Origin of the sequence: Acetobacter sp., assembly GCF_047723915.1 — a bacterium.
In the GTDB taxonomy this organism is placed as follows: domain Bacteria; phylum Pseudomonadota; class Alphaproteobacteria; order Acetobacterales; family Acetobacteraceae; genus Acetobacter.
Genome location: NZ_JBDOBQ010000003.1, coordinates 101077 through 125014, shown reverse-complemented (window position 1 = coordinate 125014; position 23938 = coordinate 101077). Strand labels below are relative to the sequence as shown.

The window sequence follows — 23938 nt, the reverse complement described above, 5'->3', positions numbered from 1 at the left end:
GTCAGCCGCGTAGCGCGCAGTTTGCGGGGCTAGGGGCTTTCGCCTGCTATTTGGGCAAGAAGCTGAACCGTCCTGCCGATAATATGGCGTTCCTCGAACTGCGCCAGTGCTTTTTCGCGACCCATGGCCCCCATGGCGGCCGCCTTTTGCGGGTCCGAAACCAGTGCATTCAGGGCTGCGGCCAGCGGTCTGCTGGTACCGGGGGGCACCAGCAGACCGGTGCGCGCGTGTTCAACCTGTTCGCGTGGGCCGCGTATGTCAGTGGCGACAACGGGCAGCCCTGTCAGCATGGCCTCGATAATGGACATGGGCAGCCCTTCGAAATGGCTGGGCAGGGTAAAAATATCGGCTGCGGCCAGCAGGGCGGCAATATCCGTCCGGTATCCCAGGATTTTCAGCCTGTCCCCAAGGTGCCGCTGCCCCTGATCCAGATAGTCCCCAAGGTCCGTTCCGTGGTCTGAGGCAAGGCGTTCCCCCACGATCCACAGTTCCGCGTCGGGCACGTCACGCATGGCCTCAAGCAGTTCGGGGTAGCCCTTGTGCCGCACCAGCCGCGAGATCGCGATAATGACCGGCGTGGCCGCGTTCGTGCCCAGTTCCCTGCGGATGCGCTGGCGGGCCGCGGGATCGGGGTGGAAAACAGCACTGTCGCGACCATTGCCGATGGCGATCGGGTTGGGGTGAATATGCAGTCGCCGCGCGTCCCGTGCCTCCTCGCGCGAGACAGTCATGTACAGGTCTGTCACGTGACCGCAGAGTATTTCCAGCATCAGCGACAGGGCGCGGCGTGGGAGCGATCCGGGCTGGTTGAACAGGAAACCGTGGCACGTATAGGCAATGCAGGGCACGCCACACAGTTTTGCTGCCAGCCGGGCGAGAATACCGCTGATCGGCATATGTGCATGCACGAGGTCTGGCTTTTCACGGCGGATCAGCCGGATGAGTGCCACAAAGGCGCGCAGTTGCGCGCGGGGCGAAAAAGACCGTGCCAGAGCGGGTGTTTCCACCCGGAAGCCTTCTGCCCGTATGTCATGCAGCAGATCGCCATCTGCACAGACGCCCACCACCTCATGCCCCTGAGCGCGCAGGGCCCGCATGAGCGGGAGGATAAAATGCTTCAGCGAAAAATCGACGTTGGTGATTTCCAGTATTTTCATGCCGGTTTTTTACGGGCTGACAAGGGTTAGCGCCCAGTGAATGGTGCGTGGCGCCGGTGGCTCAGCCTTGGGTGGGGTGGGGCGTCTGGAGGGCTGAACCGATTCGGTTTTGGCGACAGGCGGTGCGTCGGCCGCGGCCGTATGGGAGTATGCTGCTGTCGCGAGCGGGGGGGGCTGGTGGGGTGTCGATCCGGCCTCCATGCCCGATGGTGCCCCCGCATGCGGGAATAGGGGCAGGCTACCCTGCTGCCCATCCAACTGCTTACCCTGCGGCGGCGTGTGGCCTGCCACGCTGTCCGTCTGCACCGTGTACGGGAGAGCGGTGCCTGCGGGCGTGCTTTCAGGCCCGGGTTTCGGCCCGGTTGCGTTTTCAGGGGTGGCGGCGGGTTCGGCCCCGTGGGGTTGTGCGGGCAGGGCGGAGATTTCGCCTGTGCCATGCCCTGCCGCACCCGGCGCGGTTTCACCCATCGGTCCAATCCGGGCCCCATTTCGGGTTTCGCTTCCGGGGCCAGTCTGATGGCCAGTCTGATTGTCAGCTTTGGGTCCAGTCTGGGGCCCCGCCTGGAGCCCCGTCTGGGGTTCGGCCGAAGGTTCGGTCGGGTCTGCCGGGTTCGCAGGTTCGCCCGCCGTGGCCAGAGAGGGCAACCTCAGCACGATCTGGCGTGTGTTCTCTACCTCTCCACGGCCCAGATAAACGCTTTCTTCCACACTGATTGTCGCGTCGGACAGAAACTGCCAGCTTTCCTCCTCGGCATGCAGCAGGCAGCCACCGGGGGTAGGCTCGACCGTGATATCGGGGTGCAGGTGAAAGCGCAGGCAGAAAGAGGCATCTTGTTTTGCGTCGCGCAGTTTTTCCTCGCCGCGCAGGCTCTGCCCGTCCTTGCTCAGATACAGCCTGCGGTCATAAAGCCCTTTGCCCAGACGTTTGTAGCCGTCATGGGTCATGTCCAGCCAGTGCGCGCCGTCATGCGTGACATGCGACCGGGTGACGCGGGGCGGGTTCGCCACCGTGCCATCGGGCTCGAAGCGCAGCGGCGTGGCTCCTGCCATATCCAGCACGGAATGGGCTGCGGGGTAGCGCAGGACATCGGCCCAGCCGGGCCGCTGGCTGGCCCCGCAGTTGACGACAAGCCTCTGCCGCCCGGACGAGAATTCGAAAGACAGCATGCCCGCATGCGCGGACTGGCTGAAATCCGTCGGGGCGGGCGCTCCGGCATCCACCAGCAGCAGGGCCCGGCCGCTGGTCATTCTGACAAAGCCGCTTTCGGGCATGTTGGCCGCAACCACCCGCATGCGCGACGCACGGCCCAGAACATGGTCGAGCAGTTGCGGGTCGCGTTCGGTGCTGCCGTTGAACAGGGCCAGCCCGCCATCGGCATGGCGCATGGCGCGTAGCACGGGGGCCGCGCGGTTTGCCGCGTCCAGCAGCGCGGTGGGCACGGGCTGTTTGGCCATCTGGAGGATGTAGAGCATTTCGGCCAGTTCGCGTACGGTCTGGAACTGCTCTTCCGGGCTGCGGCTGAAATGGCTGCCATCGGCATGGATCTGGCTGGCCAGGGTGTCGTCGATCAGGCGCAGATAGCGCGACAGGAACTCGGGGTAGTCGGGCAGGCATACGCCCACGGCCAGCAGGCCCTTGAGCGCGCTCAGGGCACGCCAGCCGGACACGGCCTCGGGCATGAGGGCGGCTATGGAACGCGCCTCCATGATGAACGAGGCCATGAGGTTGTGATGGAACCGGTCATCCGCCGAGGCGGCGAAAAATTCGTAACATCCAAGCCACGCGGCCAGTCGCGTGCCTGTAATGGCGGGGTCGCTCAGTGCCCGTTCCATGGGGGGCTGGCGCAGCCAGTGGCCCACGAGAGTGCGGGCCCTGACCCGTGCGGAATCCGCGCCCAGTTCGCGCAGGTCCTGCAACCAGGTAAAGCCCTGCAACCACCGCCGGTAGGCAACGGGCCAGGCCGCGTCGTCCCACTGCCCGGGTTTGAGCGCGCGGGCCACACCGTCGAACTCGGTCCGGTTGCGCACCAGACGTTCCCCTGTCGCGGCATTACCCGGCCAGAGATCGCGCAGCACAATGGCCGGGGCATCGGGTATGCGGGCGAACCCGCCGACAGGGTTGCGTAACGCGTAGCTTAGCCGGGCTCCACGGGTCCAGTGGCGTAAAGACATCAGCGGGTCAGAACTCCATGGTTCGGGTGGTGCAGCAGCCTTGCTAGGTTACAGTGTGTCCGTCATGTTTGGCCAGAGCGTGGCATCAGCGTGGCAGAGGTAAATATTCCGCCTGCGGTTGTGTCGCGCCGTCAGGCCGCAGGGCCGCCATGGCTGCGGCGTAGTCCGGCCTGCCGTAAACGGCACTGCCCGCGATCAGCACATCGGCCCCTGCCCGGGTGGCAAGTGGTGCCGTTGCGGCGTCGATCCCGCCATCCACCGCAAGGTGAATGGCGCGCCCGCTGCGGGTAATCATGTCGCGCAGGCGGGCAATTTTGGGTAGCTGGCTGTGCAGGAATTTCTGGCCGCCAAAACCCGGGTTTACGGTCATGACCAGAATGACATCGACCAGATCCATCACTTCCGCAATGGCTTCGGGCGGGGTTGCGGGGCATAGCACGATGCCGGGCTTTGCCCCAAGGTCGCGGATAAGCTGAAGCGAGCGGTGGGTATGCGGCCCGGCTTCGATATGAATGAGAATCTGGTCTGCGCCTGCTTTTGCAAACGCCTCCAGATACGGGTCGACCGGTGCGATCATCAGATGCACGTCGAACGGCAGGGTGGTGCGGGGCCGCAGGGCTTTGACCACGGCTGGCCCGAACGAGATATTGGGTACGAAATGCCCGTCCATGATATCGAGATGGATCCAGTCCGCCCCGGCCATGGCCACGGCCTCGATTTCTTCCCCCAGCCGGGTGAAGTCCGCAGCAAGAAGGCTGGGTGCGATCAGGGGGGAAGAAACAGGGCGCATGGTCTGTGTGTCCGAAATGCAGATAAAGACAACGGCTGAATGGGTGTCGGGGCTGCCAGTGTCGCGGGCCGTGCGTGGTTTTTCAAACGCTTTGTGGCGTTCGGCCCCTGTGGGCGCCGCAGGGCAGCACCCACCCGGTCAGGCGGGGCGGGTAAAGCGTGCCGCGAAAAATCCGTCCATGCCACCCTGCTCGGCCCACAGGCCGGGATGGGTGCGCAGCCAGCCCTCCGGCGTTATGGCTTCGGGCAAAAAGGGCAGTTCATCGGGGGTGAAAGGGCTTGGCACCAGTCCCATGGCCTCGGCCGCACGGGCGCGGGCCGGTCCTTCCTCTTCCTGCAGGGAGCATACGGCATACACCAGCCTGCCGCCGGGTTTGAGCATATCGCGCGCTGCGGCAAGCATTTTGTCCTGCATGGCTGTCAGGGCCGCGAGGTCACGCGGGCGTTTGACCCACAGCACATCCGGGTGGCGGCGCGCGGTGCCGGTGGCCGAGCACGGTGCGTCCAGCAGAATGGCGTCCTGCGGTGTGTCGGGGGTGTAGGCGGTGGCATCGCCCTGCACGGTTTTGACCGGCAGGCGCAGACGCGCCAGGTTTTCAGCCAGCCGTTCCATGCGGGCGGGGTTGTTTTCGACCGCGGTGACATGCGCCCCGGTCACGGCCAGCTGCGCGGTCTTGCCGCCGGGGGCTGCGCACAGGTCCGTGACCTGTTCGCCGTCCTGCACGTTCAGCAGGCGCGCTGGCAGGGTGGCTGCCGCATCCTGTACCCAGAACGCGCCGTCTTCATACCCGGCCAGTTCGCTTACCCGTGTGCCGCTCTCGAACCGCCATGATCCGTTGGGCAGTTCCACGCCGCCTTCGGGCGCGGTGGCGCCGGGGCGCAGGGTGATGTCGAGCGGGGCTTCGTGGCCCAGGGTCATGGCAATGGCGCGGGGCACGCCCGCACCCAAGGTCGACCATGAACTCCACAGCCATGGGGGAATATCCAGCCGGGGCTGGTCCAGCCCGTCCAGAACGGCCTCGCCCTGGGCGGTGACGCGGCGCAGCACCGCGTTGGCCAGCCCGGCAAAGGGGGCAAGTTTGCGCCTGCGCAGGAGCGAGACTGTCGTGCCCACGGCGGCATGGGGTGGGGTTTGCAGGAACAGAAGCTGCGCGCAGCCCATCATCAGCGCCACGCGCACCGGTTCGGGCGGTTCCTTGCGCAGGAATGGCTCAAGTGCGGTGCGCAGCGTGCCCATATGGCGCAGCGTTGCCGCCGCGATCCGGTGCGCCGCCGCGCGGTCGCGCGGTTCCGCATTGTGGGTCGCGGCCGAACGGGTCAGGCTGTTTTCGAGCATACGGCGGTGCTCGACCACCCCGCACAGGATATCGAAGGCGACATCGCGCGTGGGGTCGGGCGGGGTGGGCGAGTGGCCCTTGTGGCGTGGCTTTCCGCCTGCTGCGCCATCACGCATGGGGGGCTGGCCACCCTGCGCCGGATTGCCGGAGGCGGGGCCGCGTGCGGCCTGGCTGCGGGTGGAGGGGCCACGTGTCTTGGGGCGGCTTGGACGGTCGGATGATGTCATGACAGGGCTCAGGCCACCAGCAGGGCGTCTGCACTGCTGGCGCAGGGGGGGTGGTTGGTCAGGAAATGCAGCAATGCCTGCGGGTAAAGCTGGTGTTCCTGCTGCAGGACGCGTGCGGCCAGTGTTTCGGCGGTGTCGCCTGCCAGCACGGGTACTGCGGCCTGACCCAGAATGGGGCCTTCGTCCATGCCTTCCGTTACAAGGTGTACCGTGCAGCCATGCACGCGCACACCCGCCTCCAGCGCGCGCTCATGCGTATGCAGGCCGGGAAAAGATGGCAGCAGGCTGGGGTGAATGTTCAGCATGCGCCCGGCCCAGGCCTGTGTCAGGAACGGGGTCAGCAGGCGCATATACCCTGCAAGGCAGACCGCTTCGGCCCCTGCGTTTTCCAGCGCGGCATGAACAGCGCGTTCGTGGGCGGCACGGTCCCTGCCATAGGGGCGGTGGTCTATGGCCAGTGTGGGCAGGCCTGCCTGGCGTGCAATATCCAGGCCGGGGGCTTCGGGCCGGTTGCTCAGAACCAGGCAGATGCGGGCCGGAAAAGCGGGGTCCTGTGCTGCGTGTATCAGGGCGGTGGCATTGCTGCCCCGCCCGCTCAGGAGAATGGCGACAGGCGTGCGCTCCGTGCTGCGCGGAAGGGTCATGCTGCGCGGAAATCCGGTGTCGCGAGCATTTGCAGGCCGGGTTTGCTGACGGCGGTCGCGGCATTGGCGACGCGGCCGATCACGGCGGGGGTTTCGCCCATTTCGCGCAGAAGGTCGAGCGCCTGCTCGGGTTCGGGGGTTATCAGCACCATGCCGATGCCGCAGTTGAACACGCGCAGCATTTCCTCGTCATCCACATTGCCGGTGCGGGCCAGCCATTTGAAAACGGGGGCCACGGGCCAGGGCTGGTCGATCACGGCATCCAGCCCTTCGGGCAGCACGCGCGGCAGGTTGCCCGGCAGGCCCCCACCCGTGATATGGGCCGCGCCATGCAGCAGCCCGGCCCGGTGCAGCGCCAGCACAGACTGTACATAAAGGCGCGTCGGGGTCAGGAACGCCTCGCCCAGGGTCTGGCCGGGGGCAAAGGCCGCGGGGTCCGTCCAGGCAAGATGGGCGTCCGCCACGATACGCCGCACCAGCGAGAAACCGTTGGAATGCACACCGGAGGAGGGCAGGGCGATCAGCGTATCGCCCGCGGCAATGTTCTTGGGCAGCAGGGCATGGCGTTCCGCGGCACCCACGGCAAAGCCCGCGAGGTCATAATGTCCGTCGGCATACATGCCCGGCATTTCAGCCGTTTCACCGCCGACCAGCGCGCAGCCCGACTGCTCACACCCCTGGGCGATCCCGCGCACCACCTTGGCCGCACTGGCCACGGACAGGCGGCCGGTGGCAAAATAGTCGAGAAAGAACAGCGGTTCGGCGCCTTGCACGATCAGGTCGTTCACGCACATGGCCACAAGGTCGATCCCCACGGTTTCGTGCAGGTCGTTGTCGATGGCCAGGGTCAGCTTCGTGCCCACCCCGTCGGTGCAGGAAACCAGCACCGGGTCCGTAAAGCCTGCCGCCTTCAGGTCGAACAGGGCGCCAAATCCGCCCAGCCCCCCCATGGTGCCGGGTCGGTCCGTGGCCTTGGCGGCCGGGCGGATCGCGTCAACCAGGGCTTCGCCCGCTTCGATGTCCACGCCGGAGTCACGATAGGTGAGACCGGATGAGGGGGGGCGAGGGGAAGACGTCATGCGTGCGCTCTTGGTCAGAATGAGAATAAGGTCGATGCCGGGAACGTGGTGAGATAGCATTCCCGCGAACAGTCTTTAAGGCAGGAGACGCGGCGCGCAAAGCGGCATGACACGGATTGATGAAACAAACAGCCCCGATAACGCCCCTATTGGCCCTTCAAGTGGCGGCCAGCGGGGGCGGGAGGTGACCCGCGCCGAGCCTGCGGGCGCGGAACAGATCGGTCTGCCCTTTGCCTATCGCCCCCGATTCGGGCGTTCCGACTTTGTGGCGGCTCCGTCCAACGCGGCGGCGCGCGCCTGGGTGCTGGATGCCGAGGCGGCCAGCCGCTGGCCCGAAGGCCGCATGGCCCTGTGGGGGGAAAGCGGCACCGGCAAGACCCATCTTCTTTCCGTCTGGGCCGGGCGCTACGGTGCGCCGCTTCTGCAGGGCAGCCGGCTGAACGAACGCGATGTCGTGACCCTGCTGACCGAAGGCGGGTTCAGGGCCATGGCGCTGGACAATGCCGATACAGTCCCCAGCGCACAGGACCTGCTGCACCTGATCAATCTGGCGCGCGAGCGGCGCATGGCCCTGCTGATGGCGGCGCGCCTGCCGCCGTCGCGCTGGCCTTTTTCCCTGCCTGACCTGCTCAGCCGCCTGCGGGCGACCGCGGCCGTGCCACTGGGGCAGGCCTCGGGCGATCTGCTGCGCCGCCTGTTGCTGCGGCTGCTGGCCGAGCGCCAGCTTGTGGTGGCCCCGCAGGTGACGGAATGGCTGCTGCGCCGCCTGCCCCGCAGTGCGGGGGCCGTACGGGACTGTGTTGCCATGCTGGACGAGGCTGCCCTGGCTACGGGTGGCGGGGTAACGCGCGGCCTTGCCGCCAGCGTTCTCGAAAACCTGCACAAACGTGAGGATGAGAGCGCCGATATATGATCGTTTTAAGACACCCGCTCTATGACGGGAGGGTGCGCTTTACCTGCGCGGCATGATTTGCATTATGCTTTTTACGAAATGGCAGTGAGCCGGGATGTATTCTGCATGATCCGCGGCGGAGCGTGCTGCATGGTATTTGGGGGCAAGGCGACATGACGGCTCAGGACAATACGACGGAACACGAAACCGGAGCACGGTCGCCCGCCAGCAAGGCGCTCGCGCAAGGTGAAAATGGCCAGGGTGAAGCGGCCAGAAAGGTGCCTGGTAAAGGGGCTGCGTCCAGGGCAGGGGGCAAGGCGGCTGAAAAAGGCGGCGCCAAAAGCCGTCCGGTTGCTAAGGCAGCCGCAAAAGGGGGCGCTGACAAGGTGGCCGTGTCAAAAACCGCAGGGAGCAAGGCTGTGGCAGGTCGCGGCACGTCAGGCGGCAAAAGCCGCAGGACAGCCGAACGCCAGATTACCCTGACCTCCCCCGAACGGTTCATAAACCGTGAACTGTCCTGGCTGGACTTCAACCAGCGTGTGGTGGAGGAAGCGGACAACGCCCGGAACCCGCTGCTTGAGCGTCTGCGTTTTCTGGCCATCAGCGCCAGCAATCTGGACGAATTCTATTCCGTGCGCGTGGCCGGGCTGGTCGGGCAGCAGCGCGAAGGACTGACCAAGCTCTCCCCCGATGGCCGCACACCGGCCCAGCAGCTCGAGGCCGTGCGTGAGCGCTGTGCCCGCCTGCTGCGCGCCCAGCAGCGTATCTGGACGGAACTGCGGCCCAGCCTTGCCCGGACAGGCGTGGAACTGTGCGAAACGGCGGACCTGAACGAGGCCGATCTCGACTGGCTGCAGAAATGCTTCATGGACCGTATTTTCCCGGTCCTGACACCGCTGGCGGTGGACCCTGCCCACCCGCTGCCGTTCATTCCCAATATGGGGCTGGCTCTTGGGCTGCGCCTGCTCTACGCGGATACGGGCCTGTTCGCGATGAACGCGCTCATTCTCCTGCCCGCGCAGATCGAGCGCTTTATCCGCCTGCCGACCCCCATGCCGTCTCCCGCGCAGTCCCTGGCCGTACCGGCGACGGACGCCACGGCGGAGGTGCCGCCCCCGCCGCCGGTGCGCTTCATCCGGCTGGAGGACCTGATAACCCTGTTCATGGACCGCCTGTTCTCGGGGCTGACCGTGGGGGAAAGCGGCGTGCTGCGCGTGATCCGCGATACGGATGTCGAATTCGAGGACGAGGCGGAAGACCTTGTGCGCTCGTATGAGACCGCCCTCAAGCGCCGCCGCCGGGGTGTGGTCATTCATCTGGACATGGAAAAGCGTGTCCCCGCCGAACTGGCTGACGCCATTGCGTCCGATCTTGACCTCCCGCCCGAGGAAATAGCCGTGCATTCGGGCATGATCGGTGTGGCCGACCTGCGGCAGATGATCGTGGATGATCGCCCCGAACTGCTGTTCCCCGCCTATACGCCGCGTTTTCCCGAACGGATTCTGGACTTCAACGGCGACTGCTTTGCCGCCATCCGCGCCAAGGACCTGTTGGTGCACCACCCGTTCGAGAGTTTTGACGTGGTGGTGCAGTTCCTGCGCCAGGCGGCACTCGACCCCAACGTGATCGCCATCAAGCAGACCCTGTATCGCACGTCGCGCGATTCCCCCATCGTCAAGGCGCTGATCGAGGCGGCAGAGGCCGGCAAATCCGTAACCGCCATGGTGGAACTGCGCGCACGTTTTGACGAGGAAGCCAATATCCGCCTGTCCCGCGCGCTGGAGGCGGCGGGCGTGCAGGTGGTGTTCGGCTTTGCCGACCTCAAGACCCATGCCAAGCTCAGCCTTGTTGTGCGGCGCGAGGGGGCCGTGGTGCGGTCCTACGCCCATTTCGGCACGGGCAACTACCACCCCATTACCGCGCGCATTTACACCGACCTGTCCTTTTTTACCTGCAACCCCTCTCTTGCCCGCGATTCCGCGCGCCTGTTCAATTACGTGACGGGCTACGCCATGCCCGCGCAGATGGAGGAAATCGCCTTTTCCCCCATGACCATCCGCAAGACGCTGCTGGGGCTGATCGAGGATGAGATGGAACAGGTCAAGGCGGGCAGGCCCGGCCTGATCTGGCTGAAAATGAACGCCCTGGTCGACCCCGACCTGATAGACGCGCTGTATCGCGCATCCTGCGCGGGGGTGAAGATCGTGGGGGTCATACGCGGGATCTGCTGCCTGCGGCCGGGTGTTGCCGGCCTGTCGGAGAATATCCGGATCAAATCCGTGGTCGGGCGCTTTCTGGAACATTCGCGTATTTTCGTGTTCGGCAATGGCCACCGGCTGCCGTCGCGCAATGCGAAAGTCTTTATTTCCTCCGCCGACTGGATGACCCGCAACATGAACTGGCGGGTCGAAAGCATGGTGCCCATCACCAACCCCACCGTGCACGCGCAGGTGCTGGACCAGATCATGGTTTCCAACATGCGTGACAATCTCCAGTCCTGGATTCTGGAGCAGAACGGCGTATGGCGGCGGCTGACGGCGGGCAACAAGCCGTTTTCCGCGCATGAATGGTTCATGACCCATCCCTCCCTGTCGGGCCGGGGGTCCGCCGCGCATGAAACACCTATCCGGGCTCCTGCATCCCTGTCATCAGCCCAGGATCTGATGATTGATATCTGAGTGCTGCATGCCCCGGTTTGTGTGCGATCGGGGCATGGGCGGGCGGGTATCGTTGCCGTCGTACCTTGCCGGGCAGAGGGGTTTTCTGCCATGGCAGTGACGGTAAAGGGAGCGGATATGCAGCAGCGGTCAGCAGTGGTGGACCTTGGGTCCAATTCGGTACGGCTTGTGGTGTTCGAGGGTGTGTCCCGCAATCCGATGCCGATTTTCAATGAAAAAGCCGTGCTGCGCCTTGGTCGGGGGCTGACCGCGACAGGCCGCCTGAACGAGGAAGGCGTGGGCATGGCGGTGGAAGTGCTCAGCCGTTTTCATGCCATTGCCAAGGCCATGCAGGCCGATCCGTTTGAAATTCTGGCGACCGCCGCCGTGCGGGACGCAGCAAACGGGCCGGCCTTTGTCGCCATGCTGCGCGACACCATGCCGGGTGTGAGCGTGCGTATTCTCTCCGGCGAGGAAGAGGCCGATCATTCCGCCATTGGGGTCATGTGCGGGATTCCGGGCGCCGAGGGCGTGGTGGCCGATGTGGGCGGCGGGTCGCTCGAACTCATTCACCTCAACGCGCAGGGCCGGCACGATGTCACGACCCTGCCGCTGGGCATGATCCGCCTGTCCGACAGGGCGGAGGGCGATCTGGTAAAAGCCCGCCAGCTGGCGGATGAGGATATCGGCGGGGTCAAGTGGCTGCAGCACCTGCAGGGCAGCACGCTGTACCTGGTCGGGGGCGCGTTCCGCGCGCTGGCCCGGCTGGATATTGCCCGTAAGCAGTATCCGCTCAACATCGTGCATTATTACACGCTTGAGGCGAAGGATGCCAACGACCTGACATCCTGGCTGCTGACAGCCCCCCGCCGCACTCTCGAACGCCTGCCGGGTGCGCCGCGCAAACGCCTGGACGACGTGCCGTTCGCGGCCACTGTCCTGCGCAGGCTTATCCGCAAGGTTCAGCCCGACAGGGTGGTGTTCTGTGTCGATGGCCTGCGCGAAGGGTGGTACATGCTCAATGTCGCCCCGGACCGTCTGGCGCAGGACCCTATGGAAAGCGTGGCGCGCGAAATGTGTGACCGTCTGGGCCGCAGCAGCACCCTGCCCGCGGTGCTGCATGACTGGACGGACTGCCTCAACCCCGCCGAAAACAGCCGGGACCGCTACCTGCGCCGCATTGCGTGTTATCTGTCCGATATTGGCAGCCACGATCACCCCGAATACCGGGCCGAGCAGACCTACTGGCGGGTTCTGCGCGTGCAGGGGGCGGGGTTCGACCATCAGGCCCGGGCGTGGCTTTCCCTTGCGCTGGCGGTGCGGTATTCGGCCGAACTGTCCGCCCCGTTCCTTGGCACATCCCGCCTTTTGCTGAACGAGGCCCAATGGCGTAGTGCGGTGGCGGTGGGGCTGGCCCTGCGGCTGGCTTACTCGCTGTCGGGCGGGGCCGGTATTCTGCTGGACGGCACATCCCTTGCGTGGCAGGGGCCGGAACTGGTGCTGACGCTCACCTCCGCGCGGGTGGCGGTCAAGGGCGAGGGGGTAAGGCGCGGGCTGGAGCGGCTGGGTCAGGCGCTGGACGTGCCGACCCGCTTTGCCGTGGACCTGCCGGGCCGCTAGAGCCCGTTCCGCTCAAAAGCCCCGGCCCGGAACGCGTGGCCCCTGCGGCCTCTGGGGTATGGTGGTTTCCGTTACCCCTGACCCGTCCGGCCCCGGTTAATCATAGGCTGGCGATTACCAGCGGCGCGGCCTGGCCGCAGCGGGGCCATAGCGGGGACCATAGCCGGGCCGGTGGGCAGGCTCCCGGTCGCAAGGGTGGACAATACGGGTTGTTATGGGCAGGTTAGGGGCAGAGACATCTCCTGTTCGGCAGGTGGGGTCCATGTTCGGGACTGTCCGCGTTCGTGCAGGCCCGGGTGGGATATGACCAGCAACCACTGGGACTCATTGCGTGGCTTCTGAAGAGATCGTTGACCCCACAATCCGGAACGAGACATCCGTGCGGCGGGTTCTGCTGCACCTGATGCTGCCTTTCTGCCTGACCCTGCTGGCTGTGGTGGCCATTGCGTGGGTTGGCTACACGTCCTACCGGACAACGCAGGCGGGTGTTTCGCAACTGACGGACAACCTGCTCGACGCGGTACAGCGTAACATCGGCCAGGAAGTGGCCGATTACATCATGCCCGCCGTAACCGGCAACCAGGTCGCCAGTGGCATGATCGCACATGCTCCGGTTCAGGTGCAGGACAGGGTATTCTATGCCTATGCCAGCACGGTGCTGCGTGAAGCGCCGCAGCTTCAGTCCTTTTACCTGGCGACTGAGCAGGGCGATTTCCTGCTTGTCACGCGCAGCCCGGACAAAGGGATTCTGGACCGTATACGGCTGTCGGGCACAGGGACGGCGCGTGTCTTTCACCATGAGCTGTATGACGAGCACGACACCCGGGTAAAGGTATGGGATGAGGACGCCAAGGGCTACGACCCCCGCACCCGCCCATGGTTCACCGACACGGCAGGAACCAGCAGCATAAAATGGACCCAGCCGTTTCTGTTCCCGTCAGACGGGCAGTTCGTCATGACCAGTTCCGTCCGCTTCAAGGGCGGCGACGGTCATACACTGGTGTTCGCGGCCAATATTTCGCTGAACGAACTCAGCGCCTATCTCGAAAAAATCCAGATCGGCAATTCCGGCAGCGCCATGATCGTGGATGGCAAGGGCCGGATCATGGCAGGGCGGAATCTGTCGCAACAGGCAAAGGCGGCGGGCTGGAACCCCGACAGGATGGTGATCAACCCCAAGGACGAGCCCGTTTTCTCCCTTGGTTACGATCATTACCGCGTGCGGGGCTTTGGGCCGCATAATGTCACGACCGGGGGCAGGCACTACATTACCATGGCGTCTGCCCTGCCGCGCTATTCCGAAGGGTGGATACTGCTTATTGCCGTGCCCGAGAAGGATTTCGCGAGCTTTGGCCACCAGAGCAGCCGCCAGAGCCTTCTGTTCATGGGGATCATTATCGTCTTTTCGCTGCTGCTGGGGGGGCTGTTCATCAGGCAGGTGCGCAGGACCGAGCGCGTAACGCGCCAGATGGCGGCGCAGCAGCTCCAGATCACGCATGAAAGTGCGGCTGTCCGGCAGGTAGCCATTGCCCCGCAACTGTTCGACCCCTCGGTGGAGCCGCTGGTGCTGACAACGCAGCTTGCGCGGGTCGCCCAGGCCCGGCGTGTCAGCCTGTGGCGCTTCCTGCATGACGGGGCGGCCATGGTCTGCGAGGAATCCTACGATCTCGCGCAGGATATCCATACCGGCGGTTTTGAAATGGGCGGCGCGGAACTGAACAGGTTTTTTGCCGCCATAGGCGAGGGTGCGCCCTTTACGGTGAACACCGCCGCCGCCGATGAACGCACGGCGTCTTTCGAACGGCTTGTCATGCGTGAGATCGGTACGCGCACGCTCGCGGTTTTTCCCGTGTCCGGTTCGCAGGGGGTTCTGGGCATGATCGCCCTTGAAGACCCGACCCTGCTGCCGCACCTGCAATATTTCATGGATCTGACGACCAATATCGCGGGTACGCGTTTCATGGCCCAGCGCGCCCTGGAACAGCATACCGAGCAGGCCCCCGTAGCCCGGCTGCCCGATCAGGCCGTGCCGCCCGCGCTGGCCCCGGTGCTGACCGACAACATGCTGATGCACGGGCCCGAGCTTGAGAACATTCAGGGTGCAAGTATCTATTCATCCGTGGCGGTGCTGGTCATCACCTTCTCCGACCCCGTGGTGGAAGGCGAACAGGAGGTGACGGCGCTTATCACCCTCATCAACCAGTTGGCGATGGATGTGCAGGCGATCGCGACGGAGGAACGGCTTTTCGCGGTGGAGGTCGCGGGCCATCGCATGATCTGCATGGCAGGCTGCACCACGGCCCCCGATCCGGGGGCGTTGACCCGCCTGGCCGATGCGGCGCTGAGAATGCGCGAGACGTTCATGGCGGCACTGGCCGCAGCCGATCTTGAACCTGTCTTTACGATGGGAATCGATTACGGCACGGCGTTCGGTGGCGCGGTGGGGCAGAGCCCCAAGGTTTTCAACCTGTGGGGGCAGACCGTCTCGCTGGCTGAACTCATGGCCGAAGGCGCGTCAGACCCCGGGGTAATCCAGGTGACGGAACGGGTTTATGCCGCCCTGCGTGACCGTTACCTGTTCCGCAGCCGGGGGGCTTTCTTTGCACCCAATCTGGGGCTGGGGCGGGCCTACACCCTGGCGGCACGCCGATGAGCGAGTCTTTGCCGCCAGCCCCCGGAACCGATCCCGGAACCGACCCCGGAGCTGATGCCGCCGGCGGGGATCACGGGCTTCTGCCCGAGGCGCATGACCCGCTTGTGGCCCACCCGCAGGGGCGTCGCGCATCGGCGCTGGAATGGGGGCGGCGCAAACTGGCGTGGATCGGGCGGCTGGTCCGCAGGCAGGCCCGTTTCATGCTGATCATGCTGGGTGCGTCCTGGGGCGTGATATACGAGAGCTTTCGTGCCCATACATGGCGGCGGACGGTGCGGTACGAATTTGTCAGCACCATGAACAGCATTATCCGTGGCGGTGTGGTGGCCACGCTGTTCGCCGGGGTGCTGACGGGGCTGGCCGCCGTATCGCAGGTTATCTACTGGCTGGGCCTGACCGGGCTCGCCACCATGACCGGCTCGATCCTGATCAATGTGGTGGTGCGTGAAATCGCGCCCATTCTGGTGGGAGTGCTGCTGCTGGGCCGCAACGGCATGCTGTCCACGACCGAGCTGGGGCTGCTGACCATAGGCGGGGAAATCCGCTCCATGCAGGCGGTGGGGGTGGACCCGTTCCTGCTGCTTGTCATGCCGCGCACGCTGGCCTTTACCGTGGCGGGTTTTACGCTGGGTATCCTGTTCTCGTTCGCAGCCCTTGTGACCGGCTATGTCATGAGCCGTATCAGCGGCGTTATCACCAACCCCGTCTGGACTTTTTTCGATGACGTGGTGACAGCCATGTCCGGGGCCGATTACGTGATCATTCCGCTCAAGTTCATTACGGTGGGTTTTGTCGTCGGGCTGGGCGGCTGCCTGACAGGGCTGACCGCCACCAATACCGACACGCTGCGGTCCCTGCTGCCACGCGGGTTCTCACGCGGGATGCTGATCGTCATGGTGGTCAGCGTTCTGTTCAGTCTGGAACTGTAATGGAAACCTATACATCCGGCCCCCTTCTGGAACTGAACAGGGCCATTCCCTCCTTCGAGGAAAGCGGCCTCCCGCCCGTGCCCTTCAGCATGAAGCTGATGCCCGGAGACTGCGTGGTGGTGGAGGTGCGCGATGCCGCCCGGGCCACCATGTTCGCGGATATCTGCAGTGGTCTTGTTCCGCTTGACGGCGGCAATGTCACGTTCATGGGCCTGGACTGGACCCAGATGAAGGATCGTGCCCTGAACGCCCTGCGCGGGCGGATCGGGCGGATTACACGCAGGGCAAGCTGGCCCGAGTTCGTGCCGACCCATATCGCGATCATGCTCCAGCAGTTGCACCACACCACCCGCCCGCAGGACGACCTGTTGCAGGAGGCGGCGCGCCTTGCGGAATGGTTCGGCCTGCCGGGCCTGCCCACGCTCAGCCCGGCCCTGCTGTCCGAGAGCGATCTGTGCCGCGCGGCCTGTGTGCGGGCGTTTCTGGGGCGGCCCCACCTGCTTTTGCTGGAAGACCCGCTAGACGGTGGCCCGCAGGAGCTTGCCAACCCGTTCCTGGGTGCGATTACCGAGGCGCGGGACAGGGGGGCGGGTGTGATCTGGCTGGTACGCGGCAATGCTGTCTGGCAGCGTTACCGCCAGGGTATTACGGCAAGCTGGCGGCTTGCCGATGACGGTCTAGCAGCAGTACGGATGGGCTAATGTTTCAGCTCCGCTTAAGACAGAAGGTCAAGCCACTTATCTTCCTGCGCTACGCGGATGAATGGGTGGGGTTTCTTGTTCTCCTCAGCATCGCCATTTTCGTGGGTTCGGTGGTGGAGGCCGGTGTCCTGCGGGACTGGCTGACACCTCCGGCCCGCCTGCAGGTGGTCCTGCCAGCCTCGGGTGTGGGCGGTTTGACCGTGGGGGGCGATGTCCAGCTTATGGGGGCGCATGCCGGCACCATCCGCGCCATCAAGCTCAACCCGTCGGGCAACATGTATGCCAATGTCGATCTGGACCCGCAGGCCAAGCCGTTCATCCGGCGTGACAGTACGGCCCTGATCCGCAAGCAGTTGATCGTGACCGGTGCGTCCTACCTCGATCTCAGCCGGGGTTCGGGCGAGCCCATGGACTGGACCTACGCGGTTATTTCGGCCTCTCCCGCACCCAATCCGGCAGACCAGATCACCGCGACGCTCAACAGCATCCAGGCCGAGATCATGCCTGCCCTGGCCAGTGCACGCCACATGATGGCCCAGCTTGATTCCACCATAACCGACATGCATGCGGGCAAGGGCACGGTGGGCCAGCTTATGACCAACGACCAGCTTATCAAGCGTTCGGAGGCGGTCATGGCCTCGCTCGATGACGTGATCAGCCGTCTTAAACCCATCGAGCAGCAGATTTCGGGTGTCATGAAGAAAACGGATGCGACCGTAGGCAACCTGAAATCCGCCACGAACGACCTGAAAGGTGCCACACCGCACCTGAACGGGATCGCGGCCAATGTGGAAGCAGGCACCGCCGATCTGCCGGCCCTGCTGGCACAGGCGCAGACCACGCTGTACGGGCTGGAAAAACTGACCGACCAGCTGCGGGGCATGTGGCTGCTGGGCGGGCAGACGGTTACGCGGCATAAACGCCTCGCACCCGAGCAGGTGCGGCCATGACGCGGCGTATCGGCAAACTGGCCGTACGTCCGGCGCGGTCGGGGCTGTACCGGCCCGGCCTGTTGCGTGGGGCGGTTCTTGCCCTGCCATTGCTGCTGGCGGCCTGTGGGGGGGGTGCGGAAAAAACCACTGCCCAGGATGACGCGACATGGGACCAGTTCATGACCGCGGGGGAAGATTCCTTTGCACTTGGGCGTTATAGCGTGGCGGCAACGCAGTACCGCAAGGCAGCCGATCTGGCGCTGGTGCGTGACAGCGCGCCCGATATTGCCGAAGCGGGGTACGATCTGGCGGTGTCGCAACTGGCCGCCAACCAGCCAGCACAGGCCCTGAACACCATAACAGCCACCCGGCAGGCCGTGGCGCTGCGCCAGACGACACCCATGCCGTTTCTGGACCTTGTGGAAGCGGCAGCCCGCTACCGGCTGGGGCAGTACGCGCAGGCGCAGGAACTGGCGGCTCGTGTCCTGACGGCGGGTGACAGGGCAGCGGGTATGCGTGCGGCCCTTGTGCTCGGCCTTGCGGCAGACCATCGGGGTGACGCCGCAGGGCTGAGACAGGCCGAAGCCTACCTGTTGGGGCAGGGTGGGGGCGGGCGCAAAACGCTCTCGATGCCGCAGCAGCAGATACAGCAGGCCGCCCTGGACGAAATTCAGGCACGCAGCCTGCGCGGGTCAGATCCCGCGCGGGCACGGTCCCTGGCCGAACACGCGGCAGCTTTGTTGCAGGACAATGGCGTGTACCGCGATATGTCCCGTGTGCTGGCGCTGGCGGCCGAACTGGCCAGAGCCAGCGGCGACCAGCCCGGTGCAAGAGCATTGTGGGCGCGGGCCGCCCAAAGTGCCGCAGCCCAGAACAAGACATCTGCGGCTATACTGCCTGCTGTGCCTTCTTCGGCTGTGGTTCATCCGGCGGTTCTGGCCGTTCCGTCCGTGGGCACATCCACCGCCGGGGCGTCGGGCGCGGATGTCGCACAGGATGATGCCGCCATCTGGGCGCGCAAGGCGGGGGACATCGCACTCCGTCCCTTTGATACGGATAACACCACGCCATAAGGGCAGCCGTAATCGGGCGGCGCATGGGGCACGGCTTTTCCTCCGTACCTCTGGTGCTGGGCGCGCGGGGTTGTGATGGCGCGTAGGCCCACGGGAAGGCGGTGCATGCGGCGAGCATAACCGGGCGTTCTGGGTGTGCGTGCCAGGTATTCCGCTCTGGCGCAGGGGTTCCATGCAGAATTAGGCGAGCACAGAGTTCGGCCAATATGCAACAGGCTCGCTTACAGCATTGGCTTTTTGCAAGCCGATGCACGGAGCATTGGCCATGAAGCGAATTCTGCATCGCTACAGGAAAAGACAGCGTCACGCATCGGAACATCAGGATGCGCAGGGTGCGGCGGATCAGGTCCATCCCGGCGTGGAGGACCCGGTGCACAAGCACGGCAAGCAGCACAAGGCGGCCCACGATCACGCCAGCGGAAAGGGGTTTCATCTTTCCGCGCATGACATCCGGCGGCGTTTTCGCGACCACATGCTGGCGAACGAGAAAACCCACAGCGACATTATCAGGGTGGGTGTAAAAGACAGTGTGTGGACGGACCTTTACCACCACGCGCTGACGGCAAGCTGGCCCACCTTTATGGTGATCGCCGTTATTTCCTACCTGCTGGTCAATCTGTTTTTCGCGCTGCTGTATTCCGTGGCCTCCGACCAGATTTCCAATCTGGGGCCGCACACACTGCTGTCGCTGTTTTTCTTCAGTGTCCAGACCCTGTCCACCGTCGGGTATGGCGGCATGACCCCTGTGGGGCCTTATGCCAATACCGTGGTCTCGGTCGAGGTTTTTCTGGGCATGATGGTCACAGCCCTTGTAACGGGGGTGATCTTCGCCCGGTTTGCCCGGCCCCGCGCGCGGGTCATGTTCAGCGACAAGGCGGTTATCAGCAGCGAAGGCGGTATTCCGGCCCTGTGCGTGCGGATCGCCAACCAGCGGATCAGCGTTATTCTATCGGTCGATATCGAGGTTGCCCTTTCGCGCCTGGTCATGAGCGACAGCGGGCATCTGGTGCGCCAGTTCGATCAGCTTCTTCTGGTTCAGTCCCATGTGCCGGTGCTGCGTTTCGCTTTTGTGCTGGCCCATGTCATCGGGCCGGACAGTCCCCTGCACGGCAAGACCGTAACAGAGCTTGAAGCCCAGTCGGCCGAAATCATCATTACCGTCACCGGCACGGATGAGGCACTGGGCCAGACTGTTTTTGCACGAACGGCCTATCGTTTTGACCGGGTGCATCATAACCATCGCTTTGTGGATATCGTCCACAGTCGGCCCGATGGCCGGATTGCGGTGGATTACAGCCGTTTCCACGACGTGGAAGAGCATTAGGGCCAACGCCACCACAGCGGGTCTGTGCGTTTTTCAACGCCTGTCAGCCCGCTTGCACGCCTGTGCATAGGGCCGGATTCCTGTGCTGGCAACGGCACCTGCCCGCTTCAGGCGGTCTTGCTCAAAGTGGTGCCCCATGCATCGTTCGTATTCATGCCTGCGGGCAGGGCGAATACGGTTTTGCTGATCAGGCCACCGTGCTTGGCGAGTGCAAAAAATAGTTTCAGGTGCAGGCATGATCCGGGGTGATCCGCCTATTGCCGGTGAACCCGTCCCCCTGATGACCAAGGCCGTATCGCGCCCCGAGTGCAGGCGGGGCGGTGTTGTGTCAGTCGACCCTGTAAGGTTTGGAAGCGTCCAGGAACACGGCATTGGCGTCAAGCTCGTGCGAGACCACGATCAGGTAGGCGATGGCGCGGGTCAGTTCGATACGGGTGGTAATATTGGGTTCCACCCGTTCCATCCGGCGCAGGGCGGCTGTGGCCACGCGGGCGGCATGGGCGGTGTGGCCGTATTTTCCGGTAAAATTGCTCATGCGCAGCATGACGATTTCGATCGCGCGGCGGGCGGCGGGCGGGATCTGGTCCCGTTTGAGCAGCGTGCGCAGGCGGATGATGTTAAGCCCGATCGTCATGGCTGCCAGCGTGCCTTGCAGGCAGCCCTCGATTGTGGGCGACGGCGTGGGACCGGCATGGCGGATCAGGCGCGAGAACCGGTCCGTATTGCGGCCGATCCAGTCTCGCGTCATGGGAATGGGCTCGGCCGAGGCCAGGGTGCGCAGGTCGCGCAGCATGGTCCTGCGCATGCGCCAGCGCTCCGCCCCGCTGTTGAACGGCAGCACGGCGCGGAAAATCAGCACCGCGAAAAACACCCCGGCCAGAATGGCGAAAGTGGAGTTGAACCACGCGACCTCGCTGACCCGGCCCTGGTTGAGGGGATGCACGAAGTTGGGCAGCAGCAGCGTATAGGCGGCCGAATGCAGGGCCGTGCCGGCATTGCGGGCCGCAAGCCCGCCCGCGAACATGGGCAGGGCCAGGGTTGCCACCAGCATTTCGTAGTTTTCCTGGGTGGGCAGCACCACAAAGACCAGGAAGAACGAAACCACAGCCGCCCAGAGACTGCCCACCATGAACTGGCTTGTCGCCACAACCGGGTTTTCGCGCGTGGCGAACAGGCCGCATACGACGGCCACAAAGGTTATGAACCCCAGTCCCGCAGGCCATGCCGTGCATTCCCACACCAGCCCGGCGGAGGCAATGGCCACGGTCGCGCGCACGCCGTTATACAGGGCTTCGCGCTTGTCCACATGTGATTGCAGGCGGAAATGGAAATGATCGCCCCTGACAAAATGCTGGCTGGCATCGTATTCGCGAATACCCTGTTCAAGCTCGCCCAGAAGTTCGTCAAGCGCGTTATGCAGGATACGCCCGTCCAGCAGGGCGGAAAGGCCGGTATTATGCTCATGCGGGCCAAAGGCTGTGTCGACTTCGCGCGTCAGCGCATCCACGATCTGCTGGTGGCATTCGGCCCGCAGCAGTTGCAGGTCGCGCAGCAGGGCCTGCACGGCGTCATCCGAATCAAGCCGTTGTGGCACGGAGGTCAGGAATTCGCTGACACGGGCCGCCGTTTCACGGAAGGCGGGCTGGTCGGTCTGGACGTATTGCAGGCGCACGGCCATGCCCAGCCCGCGCGACAGCAGGACCGAGACCGCCGCAAGTGCTGCCCGCGCGTGGTCGCCTTCATGCCCGTGCGGACCCATTTCGATTTCGGAAAATTCGATCTGGTCATTGATCGAGAGAATGGGCCCGAACATGGCCCGTGAACGGATCATGGCCTCGCGATCGCCCGAGAGCAGGCTGGCCACGGAGCTTGAAACATTGCCCAGCGCCGTGCGCAGCTTGTCGCGGATGTTCCTGCGTGCGGTCTGTGCCAGATTATGGGCGAACAGACCGGCCACGGTGCTTTCGCACACAATGCCCAGCACGATGTAGGTCGCGCGCGACATGGCGGTCATGAACACGTTTTCGGGGTCGGGAATGGCGGCAATGGCGATAATGGCCGTGGTGTAACCCGCCAGCACAAGGGCGTAGGAGCGGAAGTTGCGCACCAGTGTCGCCAGTCCGCAGCACCCCCCCAGCCACAGGGCAAGAGCGGGGAAAAAGAGCCACGCATGCTGGTTGAAGGCCGAAATCAGCGTAATGGACATGACAACGCCCACACCCGTGCCGACCAGACGCCAGCGCGCCTTGGAAAGACTCTCCCCGCGTGACCCCTGCGCCACGATCCAGACCGTCATGGCGGCCCATTGCGGGTCGTCCAGTTCCATCCAGAGCGCGATGACAAGAGAGATCAGCGCCGCGGTCGTGGTGCACAGGGCAAAGCCGACAGCGGCGGGTGTAGGGGCCAGAAGCCATGCCAGACGCTGTTTTCCTGGGCTTCCTGGCCGCCGCAACGGATAAAAATCACGCAGGGAACCAAGCCGGGAGAGCAGGGAAAATGAAAGACTGGACACGGGCGCTACTTTGTTTGCGGCTGGTGGGAGAATGGCATGGCCAAGACTGGGAAGCGTAGCGTGTTTTCCCAGTTTTTCCTTGTAGGTTCATTTGCATATCAGCTATCGCCGGTAAGGAGAACGCGGCGGCCTGCAAGGGCGGCAGGCACTGCGATCGGACCGGCGAATTTGAGCCTATGGTAACGAAGGAAAGCAGAAATGTCCGAATTTTTTCAGAATATCCTGGGTAAGGTGGGCAGCGTGCTGGGTGTGGACGCGCAAAACGCCATCCAGCAGCAGGTTCAGTCCTGGTTGCAGCCCCAGAACGTGCAGGCCCTGCTGGACCGGGCGGACCAGGCCGGTCTGGGCGACAAGGTGCGGTCATGGATCAGCCAGAGCGGGAACCTGCCCGTAACCCCTGACGAAATCCATAATATTCTTGGCAGCGGTGCCGTGCATGATCTTGTCGAGCGTACAGGCCTGCCCGCGGACAGCGTGCTGACGGCACTGGCCCATTTCCTGCCGACCGCCGTCAATGAAAAGACGCCCGATGGCGTGCTGCCCGACGCGCAGGGAAAAAGCGCCTGAAAAGCTGAGCGCCGTCCTGTGCTGCGGTCGTGCATAACGCGCGCGATTGCGTTACACTAAGTTCATGACTCTGGGTGAACGTATTACGCGCGCGGACGCATGGGTTCTGGATGAGGTCTGTCAGCCTCTGGCTGACAGACTGCCCGAACGCTTTCCCGCGTTTGAACTGGGCATGAGCTGCCAGCTCGGCTCGGTGCTGCTGTCGGCAGTATCGATCATTGCCGTTTTTGTCGTGACCGGCATGAACGACTTCGGCAACATGATTTTCAATGTCCTGATCTGGGCCTTGTGTGTCAGCTTCTTTTTCGGGCTGGGGCGGCTGCGCATGTTGGTCAAGGTTGGCATGGCCAATCCGCTGCGGCACATGCTGCTGGGGGTGCGTATACTCTCCATCCCGTTCACGCTTTATGTGGTCTATCAGGCCATGACGGCACCGGCTGCGTTCAGCCTGGCGGTGTGGTTCAACGCGTTTTCCAATATCGTGTTCGTGGTCGGGCTGTATTTCATTTCCTGCCAGCCGCGTCCGCCGCAGCGGCGTCCGGTGACACAGCTATGGGCACGGCCGGCCACCGTGCGTGAGGGCGGCGGGTTCTGATCCGCCAGTCCGCTCCGGCCTGTCCATGCCCCGAATGACTACAGCCCGAATAACCACAGGCCGAATAACCACAGGCCG

At 64.3% G+C, this 23938-nt stretch carries 18 protein-coding genes; 11 read left to right on the top strand and 7 right to left on the bottom strand.

What is annotated here, in order from left to right; translation table 11 throughout:
* Positions 1–29: 29 nt before the first annotated feature.
* From ABF990_RS03585 to purM, 6 genes are all read right to left on the bottom strand, one after another.
* Positions 30–1157, bottom strand: a complete 1128-nt coding sequence (locus ABF990_RS03585; RefSeq protein WP_415499938.1) for a glycosyltransferase family 4 protein — start codon at positions 1155–1157, stop codon at positions 30–32.
* A 9-nt stretch (positions 1158–1166) separates the two neighbouring features.
* The gene (locus ABF990_RS03580; protein ID WP_415499937.1) at positions 1167–3329 is read right to left on the bottom strand and encodes a heparinase II/III family protein; all 2163 of its coding nucleotides are present in this window, start codon (positions 3327–3329) and stop codon (positions 1167–1169) included.
* Positions 3330–3414: 85 nt separating this feature from the next.
* Positions 3415–4119 (bottom strand): ribulose-phosphate 3-epimerase, encoded by a 705-nt coding sequence (gene rpe, locus ABF990_RS03575; RefSeq protein WP_415491162.1) that lies wholly within the window; start codon positions 4117–4119, stop codon positions 3415–3417.
* A 138-nt stretch (positions 4120–4257) separates the two neighbouring features.
* Positions 4258–5571, bottom strand: coding sequence for an RsmB/NOP family class I SAM-dependent RNA methyltransferase (locus tag ABF990_RS03570; protein ID WP_415491192.1), 1314 nt, complete (start codon positions 5569–5571; stop codon positions 4258–4260).
* 119 nt (positions 5572–5690) lie between these two features.
* A complete protein-coding gene (purN, locus tag ABF990_RS03565) occupies positions 5691–6326 on the bottom strand; it encodes a phosphoribosylglycinamide formyltransferase (RefSeq protein ID WP_415491163.1) in 636 nt (211 codons plus the stop codon).
* Positions 6323–7405 carry a phosphoribosylformylglycinamidine cyclo-ligase gene (gene purM / locus ABF990_RS03560; protein ID WP_415491164.1) on the bottom strand — a complete coding sequence of 361 codons (1083 nt, stop codon included), beginning with the start codon at positions 7403–7405 and terminating at the stop codon, positions 6323–6325. The genes purN and purM overlap by 4 nt, the downstream gene beginning before the upstream one ends.
* 106 nt (positions 7406–7511) lie before the next feature.
* Between purM and ABF990_RS03555 the strand changes: the two genes are divergently transcribed.
* The 9 genes from ABF990_RS03555 to ABF990_RS03515 all read left to right on the top strand — a co-directional run bounded on the left by ABF990_RS03555 (position 7512) and on the right by ABF990_RS03515 (position 20186).
* Positions 7512–8318 (top strand): chromosomal replication initiator DnaA, encoded by an 807-nt coding sequence (locus ABF990_RS03555; protein ID WP_415491165.1) that lies wholly within the window; start codon positions 7512–7514, stop codon positions 8316–8318.
* A gap of 152 nt (positions 8319–8470) precedes the next feature.
* Positions 8471–10975, top strand: a complete 2505-nt coding sequence (locus ABF990_RS03550) for an RNA degradosome polyphosphate kinase (RefSeq protein ID WP_415499936.1) — start codon at positions 8471–8473, stop codon at positions 10973–10975.
* Between the two features lie 90 nt (positions 10976–11065).
* The gene (locus ABF990_RS03545; RefSeq protein WP_415491166.1) at positions 11066–12574 is read left to right on the top strand and encodes a Ppx/GppA family phosphatase; all 1509 of its coding nucleotides are present in this window, start codon (positions 11066–11068) and stop codon (positions 12572–12574) included.
* A 331-nt stretch (positions 12575–12905) separates the two neighbouring features.
* Positions 12906–15227, top strand: coding sequence for an adenylate/guanylate cyclase domain-containing protein (locus ABF990_RS03540; protein WP_415491167.1), 2322 nt, complete (start codon positions 12906–12908; stop codon positions 15225–15227).
* Positions 15224–16156 (top strand): MlaE family ABC transporter permease, encoded by a 933-nt coding sequence (locus tag ABF990_RS03535; protein ID WP_415491168.1) that lies wholly within the window; start codon positions 15224–15226, stop codon positions 16154–16156. Before ABF990_RS03540 ends, ABF990_RS03535 begins: the two co-directional genes overlap by 4 nt.
* The gene (locus tag ABF990_RS03530) at positions 16156–16857 is read left to right on the top strand and encodes an ABC transporter ATP-binding protein (RefSeq protein WP_415491169.1); all 702 of its coding nucleotides are present in this window, start codon (positions 16156–16158) and stop codon (positions 16855–16857) included. Before ABF990_RS03535 ends, ABF990_RS03530 begins: the two co-directional genes overlap by 1 nt.
* Positions 16857–17807 (top strand): MlaD family protein, encoded by a 951-nt coding sequence (locus ABF990_RS03525; RefSeq protein ID WP_415491170.1) that lies wholly within the window; start codon positions 16857–16859, stop codon positions 17805–17807. The genes ABF990_RS03530 and ABF990_RS03525 overlap by 1 nt, the downstream gene beginning before the upstream one ends.
* Complete coding sequence (locus ABF990_RS03520; RefSeq protein WP_415491171.1) at positions 17804–18862, top strand: hypothetical protein; 1059 nt, start codon at positions 17804–17806, stop codon at positions 18860–18862. The genes ABF990_RS03525 and ABF990_RS03520 overlap by 4 nt, the downstream gene beginning before the upstream one ends.
* Before the next feature lie 265 nt (positions 18863–19127).
* Positions 19128–20186: an ion channel gene (locus tag ABF990_RS03515; RefSeq protein ID WP_415491172.1), complete on the top strand. Its 1059-nt coding sequence runs from the start codon at positions 19128–19130 to the stop codon at positions 20184–20186.
* A 328-nt stretch (positions 20187–20514) separates the two neighbouring features.
* On the opposite strand, the gene ABF990_RS03510 is transcribed toward ABF990_RS03515, so the two are convergent.
* Positions 20515–22698 (bottom strand): FUSC family protein, encoded by a 2184-nt coding sequence (locus tag ABF990_RS03510; RefSeq protein ID WP_415491173.1) that lies wholly within the window; start codon positions 22696–22698, stop codon positions 20515–20517.
* Positions 22699–22896: 198 nt separating this feature from the next.
* On the opposite strand from ABF990_RS03510, the gene ABF990_RS03505 reads away from it, so the two are divergent.
* Both ABF990_RS03505 and ABF990_RS03500 read left to right on the top strand, forming a co-directional pair.
* Entirely contained in the window at positions 22897–23265 is a 369-nt protein-coding gene (locus ABF990_RS03505) for a YidB family protein (RefSeq protein WP_415491174.1), read from the top strand.
* A gap of 64 nt (positions 23266–23329) precedes the next feature.
* Entirely contained in the window at positions 23330–23860 is a 531-nt protein-coding gene (locus tag ABF990_RS03500) for a hypothetical protein (protein ID WP_415491175.1), read from the top strand.
* Positions 23861–23938 lie beyond the last annotated feature (78 nt).

What these genes read in the sequence shown, in the direction of transcription:
- ABF990_RS03530 (WP_415491169.1), top strand. Translation starts at nt 16,156, where the DNA reads ATGGAAACCTATACATCCGGCCCCCTTCTGGAACTGAACAGGGCCATT.
- ABF990_RS03545 (WP_415491166.1), top strand. Translation starts at nt 11,066, where the DNA reads ATGGCAGTGACGGTAAAGGGAGCGGATATGCAGCAGCGGTCAGCAGTG.
- ABF990_RS03500 (WP_415491175.1), top strand. Translation starts at nt 23,330, where the DNA reads ATGACTCTGGGTGAACGTATTACGCGCGCGGACGCATGGGTTCTGGAT.
- ABF990_RS03580 (WP_415499937.1), bottom strand. Translation starts at nt 3,329, where the DNA reads ATGTCTTTACGCCACTGGACCCGTGGAGCCCGGCTAAGCTACGCGTTA.
- ABF990_RS03515 (WP_415491172.1), top strand. Translation starts at nt 19,128, where the DNA reads ATGAAGCGAATTCTGCATCGCTACAGGAAAAGACAGCGTCACGCATCG.
- ABF990_RS03585 (WP_415499938.1), bottom strand. Translation starts at nt 1,157, where the DNA reads ATGAAAATACTGGAAATCACCAACGTCGATTTTTCGCTGAAGCATTTT.
- purN (WP_415491163.1), bottom strand. Translation starts at nt 6,326, where the DNA reads ATGACCCTTCCGCGCAGCACGGAGCGCACGCCTGTCGCCATTCTCCTG.
- ABF990_RS03525 (WP_415491170.1), top strand. Translation starts at nt 16,857, where the DNA reads ATGTTTCAGCTCCGCTTAAGACAGAAGGTCAAGCCACTTATCTTCCTG.
- purM (WP_415491164.1), bottom strand. Translation starts at nt 7,405, where the DNA reads ATGACGTCTTCCCCTCGCCCCCCCTCATCCGGTCTCACCTATCGTGAC.
- ABF990_RS03550 (WP_415499936.1), top strand. Translation starts at nt 8,471, where the DNA reads ATGACGGCTCAGGACAATACGACGGAACACGAAACCGGAGCACGGTCG.
- ABF990_RS03555 (WP_415491165.1), top strand. Translation starts at nt 7,512, where the DNA reads ATGACACGGATTGATGAAACAAACAGCCCCGATAACGCCCCTATTGGC.
- ABF990_RS03505 (WP_415491174.1), top strand. Translation starts at nt 22,897, where the DNA reads ATGTCCGAATTTTTTCAGAATATCCTGGGTAAGGTGGGCAGCGTGCTG.
- ABF990_RS03570 (WP_415491192.1), bottom strand. Translation starts at nt 5,571, where the DNA reads ATGCGTGATGGCGCAGCAGGCGGAAAGCCACGCCACAAGGGCCACTCG.
- ABF990_RS03535 (WP_415491168.1), top strand. Translation starts at nt 15,224, where the DNA reads ATGAGCGAGTCTTTGCCGCCAGCCCCCGGAACCGATCCCGGAACCGAC.
- rpe (WP_415491162.1), bottom strand. Translation starts at nt 4,119, where the DNA reads ATGCGCCCTGTTTCTTCCCCCCTGATCGCACCCAGCCTTCTTGCTGCG.
- ABF990_RS03520 (WP_415491171.1), top strand. Translation starts at nt 17,804, where the DNA reads ATGACGCGGCGTATCGGCAAACTGGCCGTACGTCCGGCGCGGTCGGGG.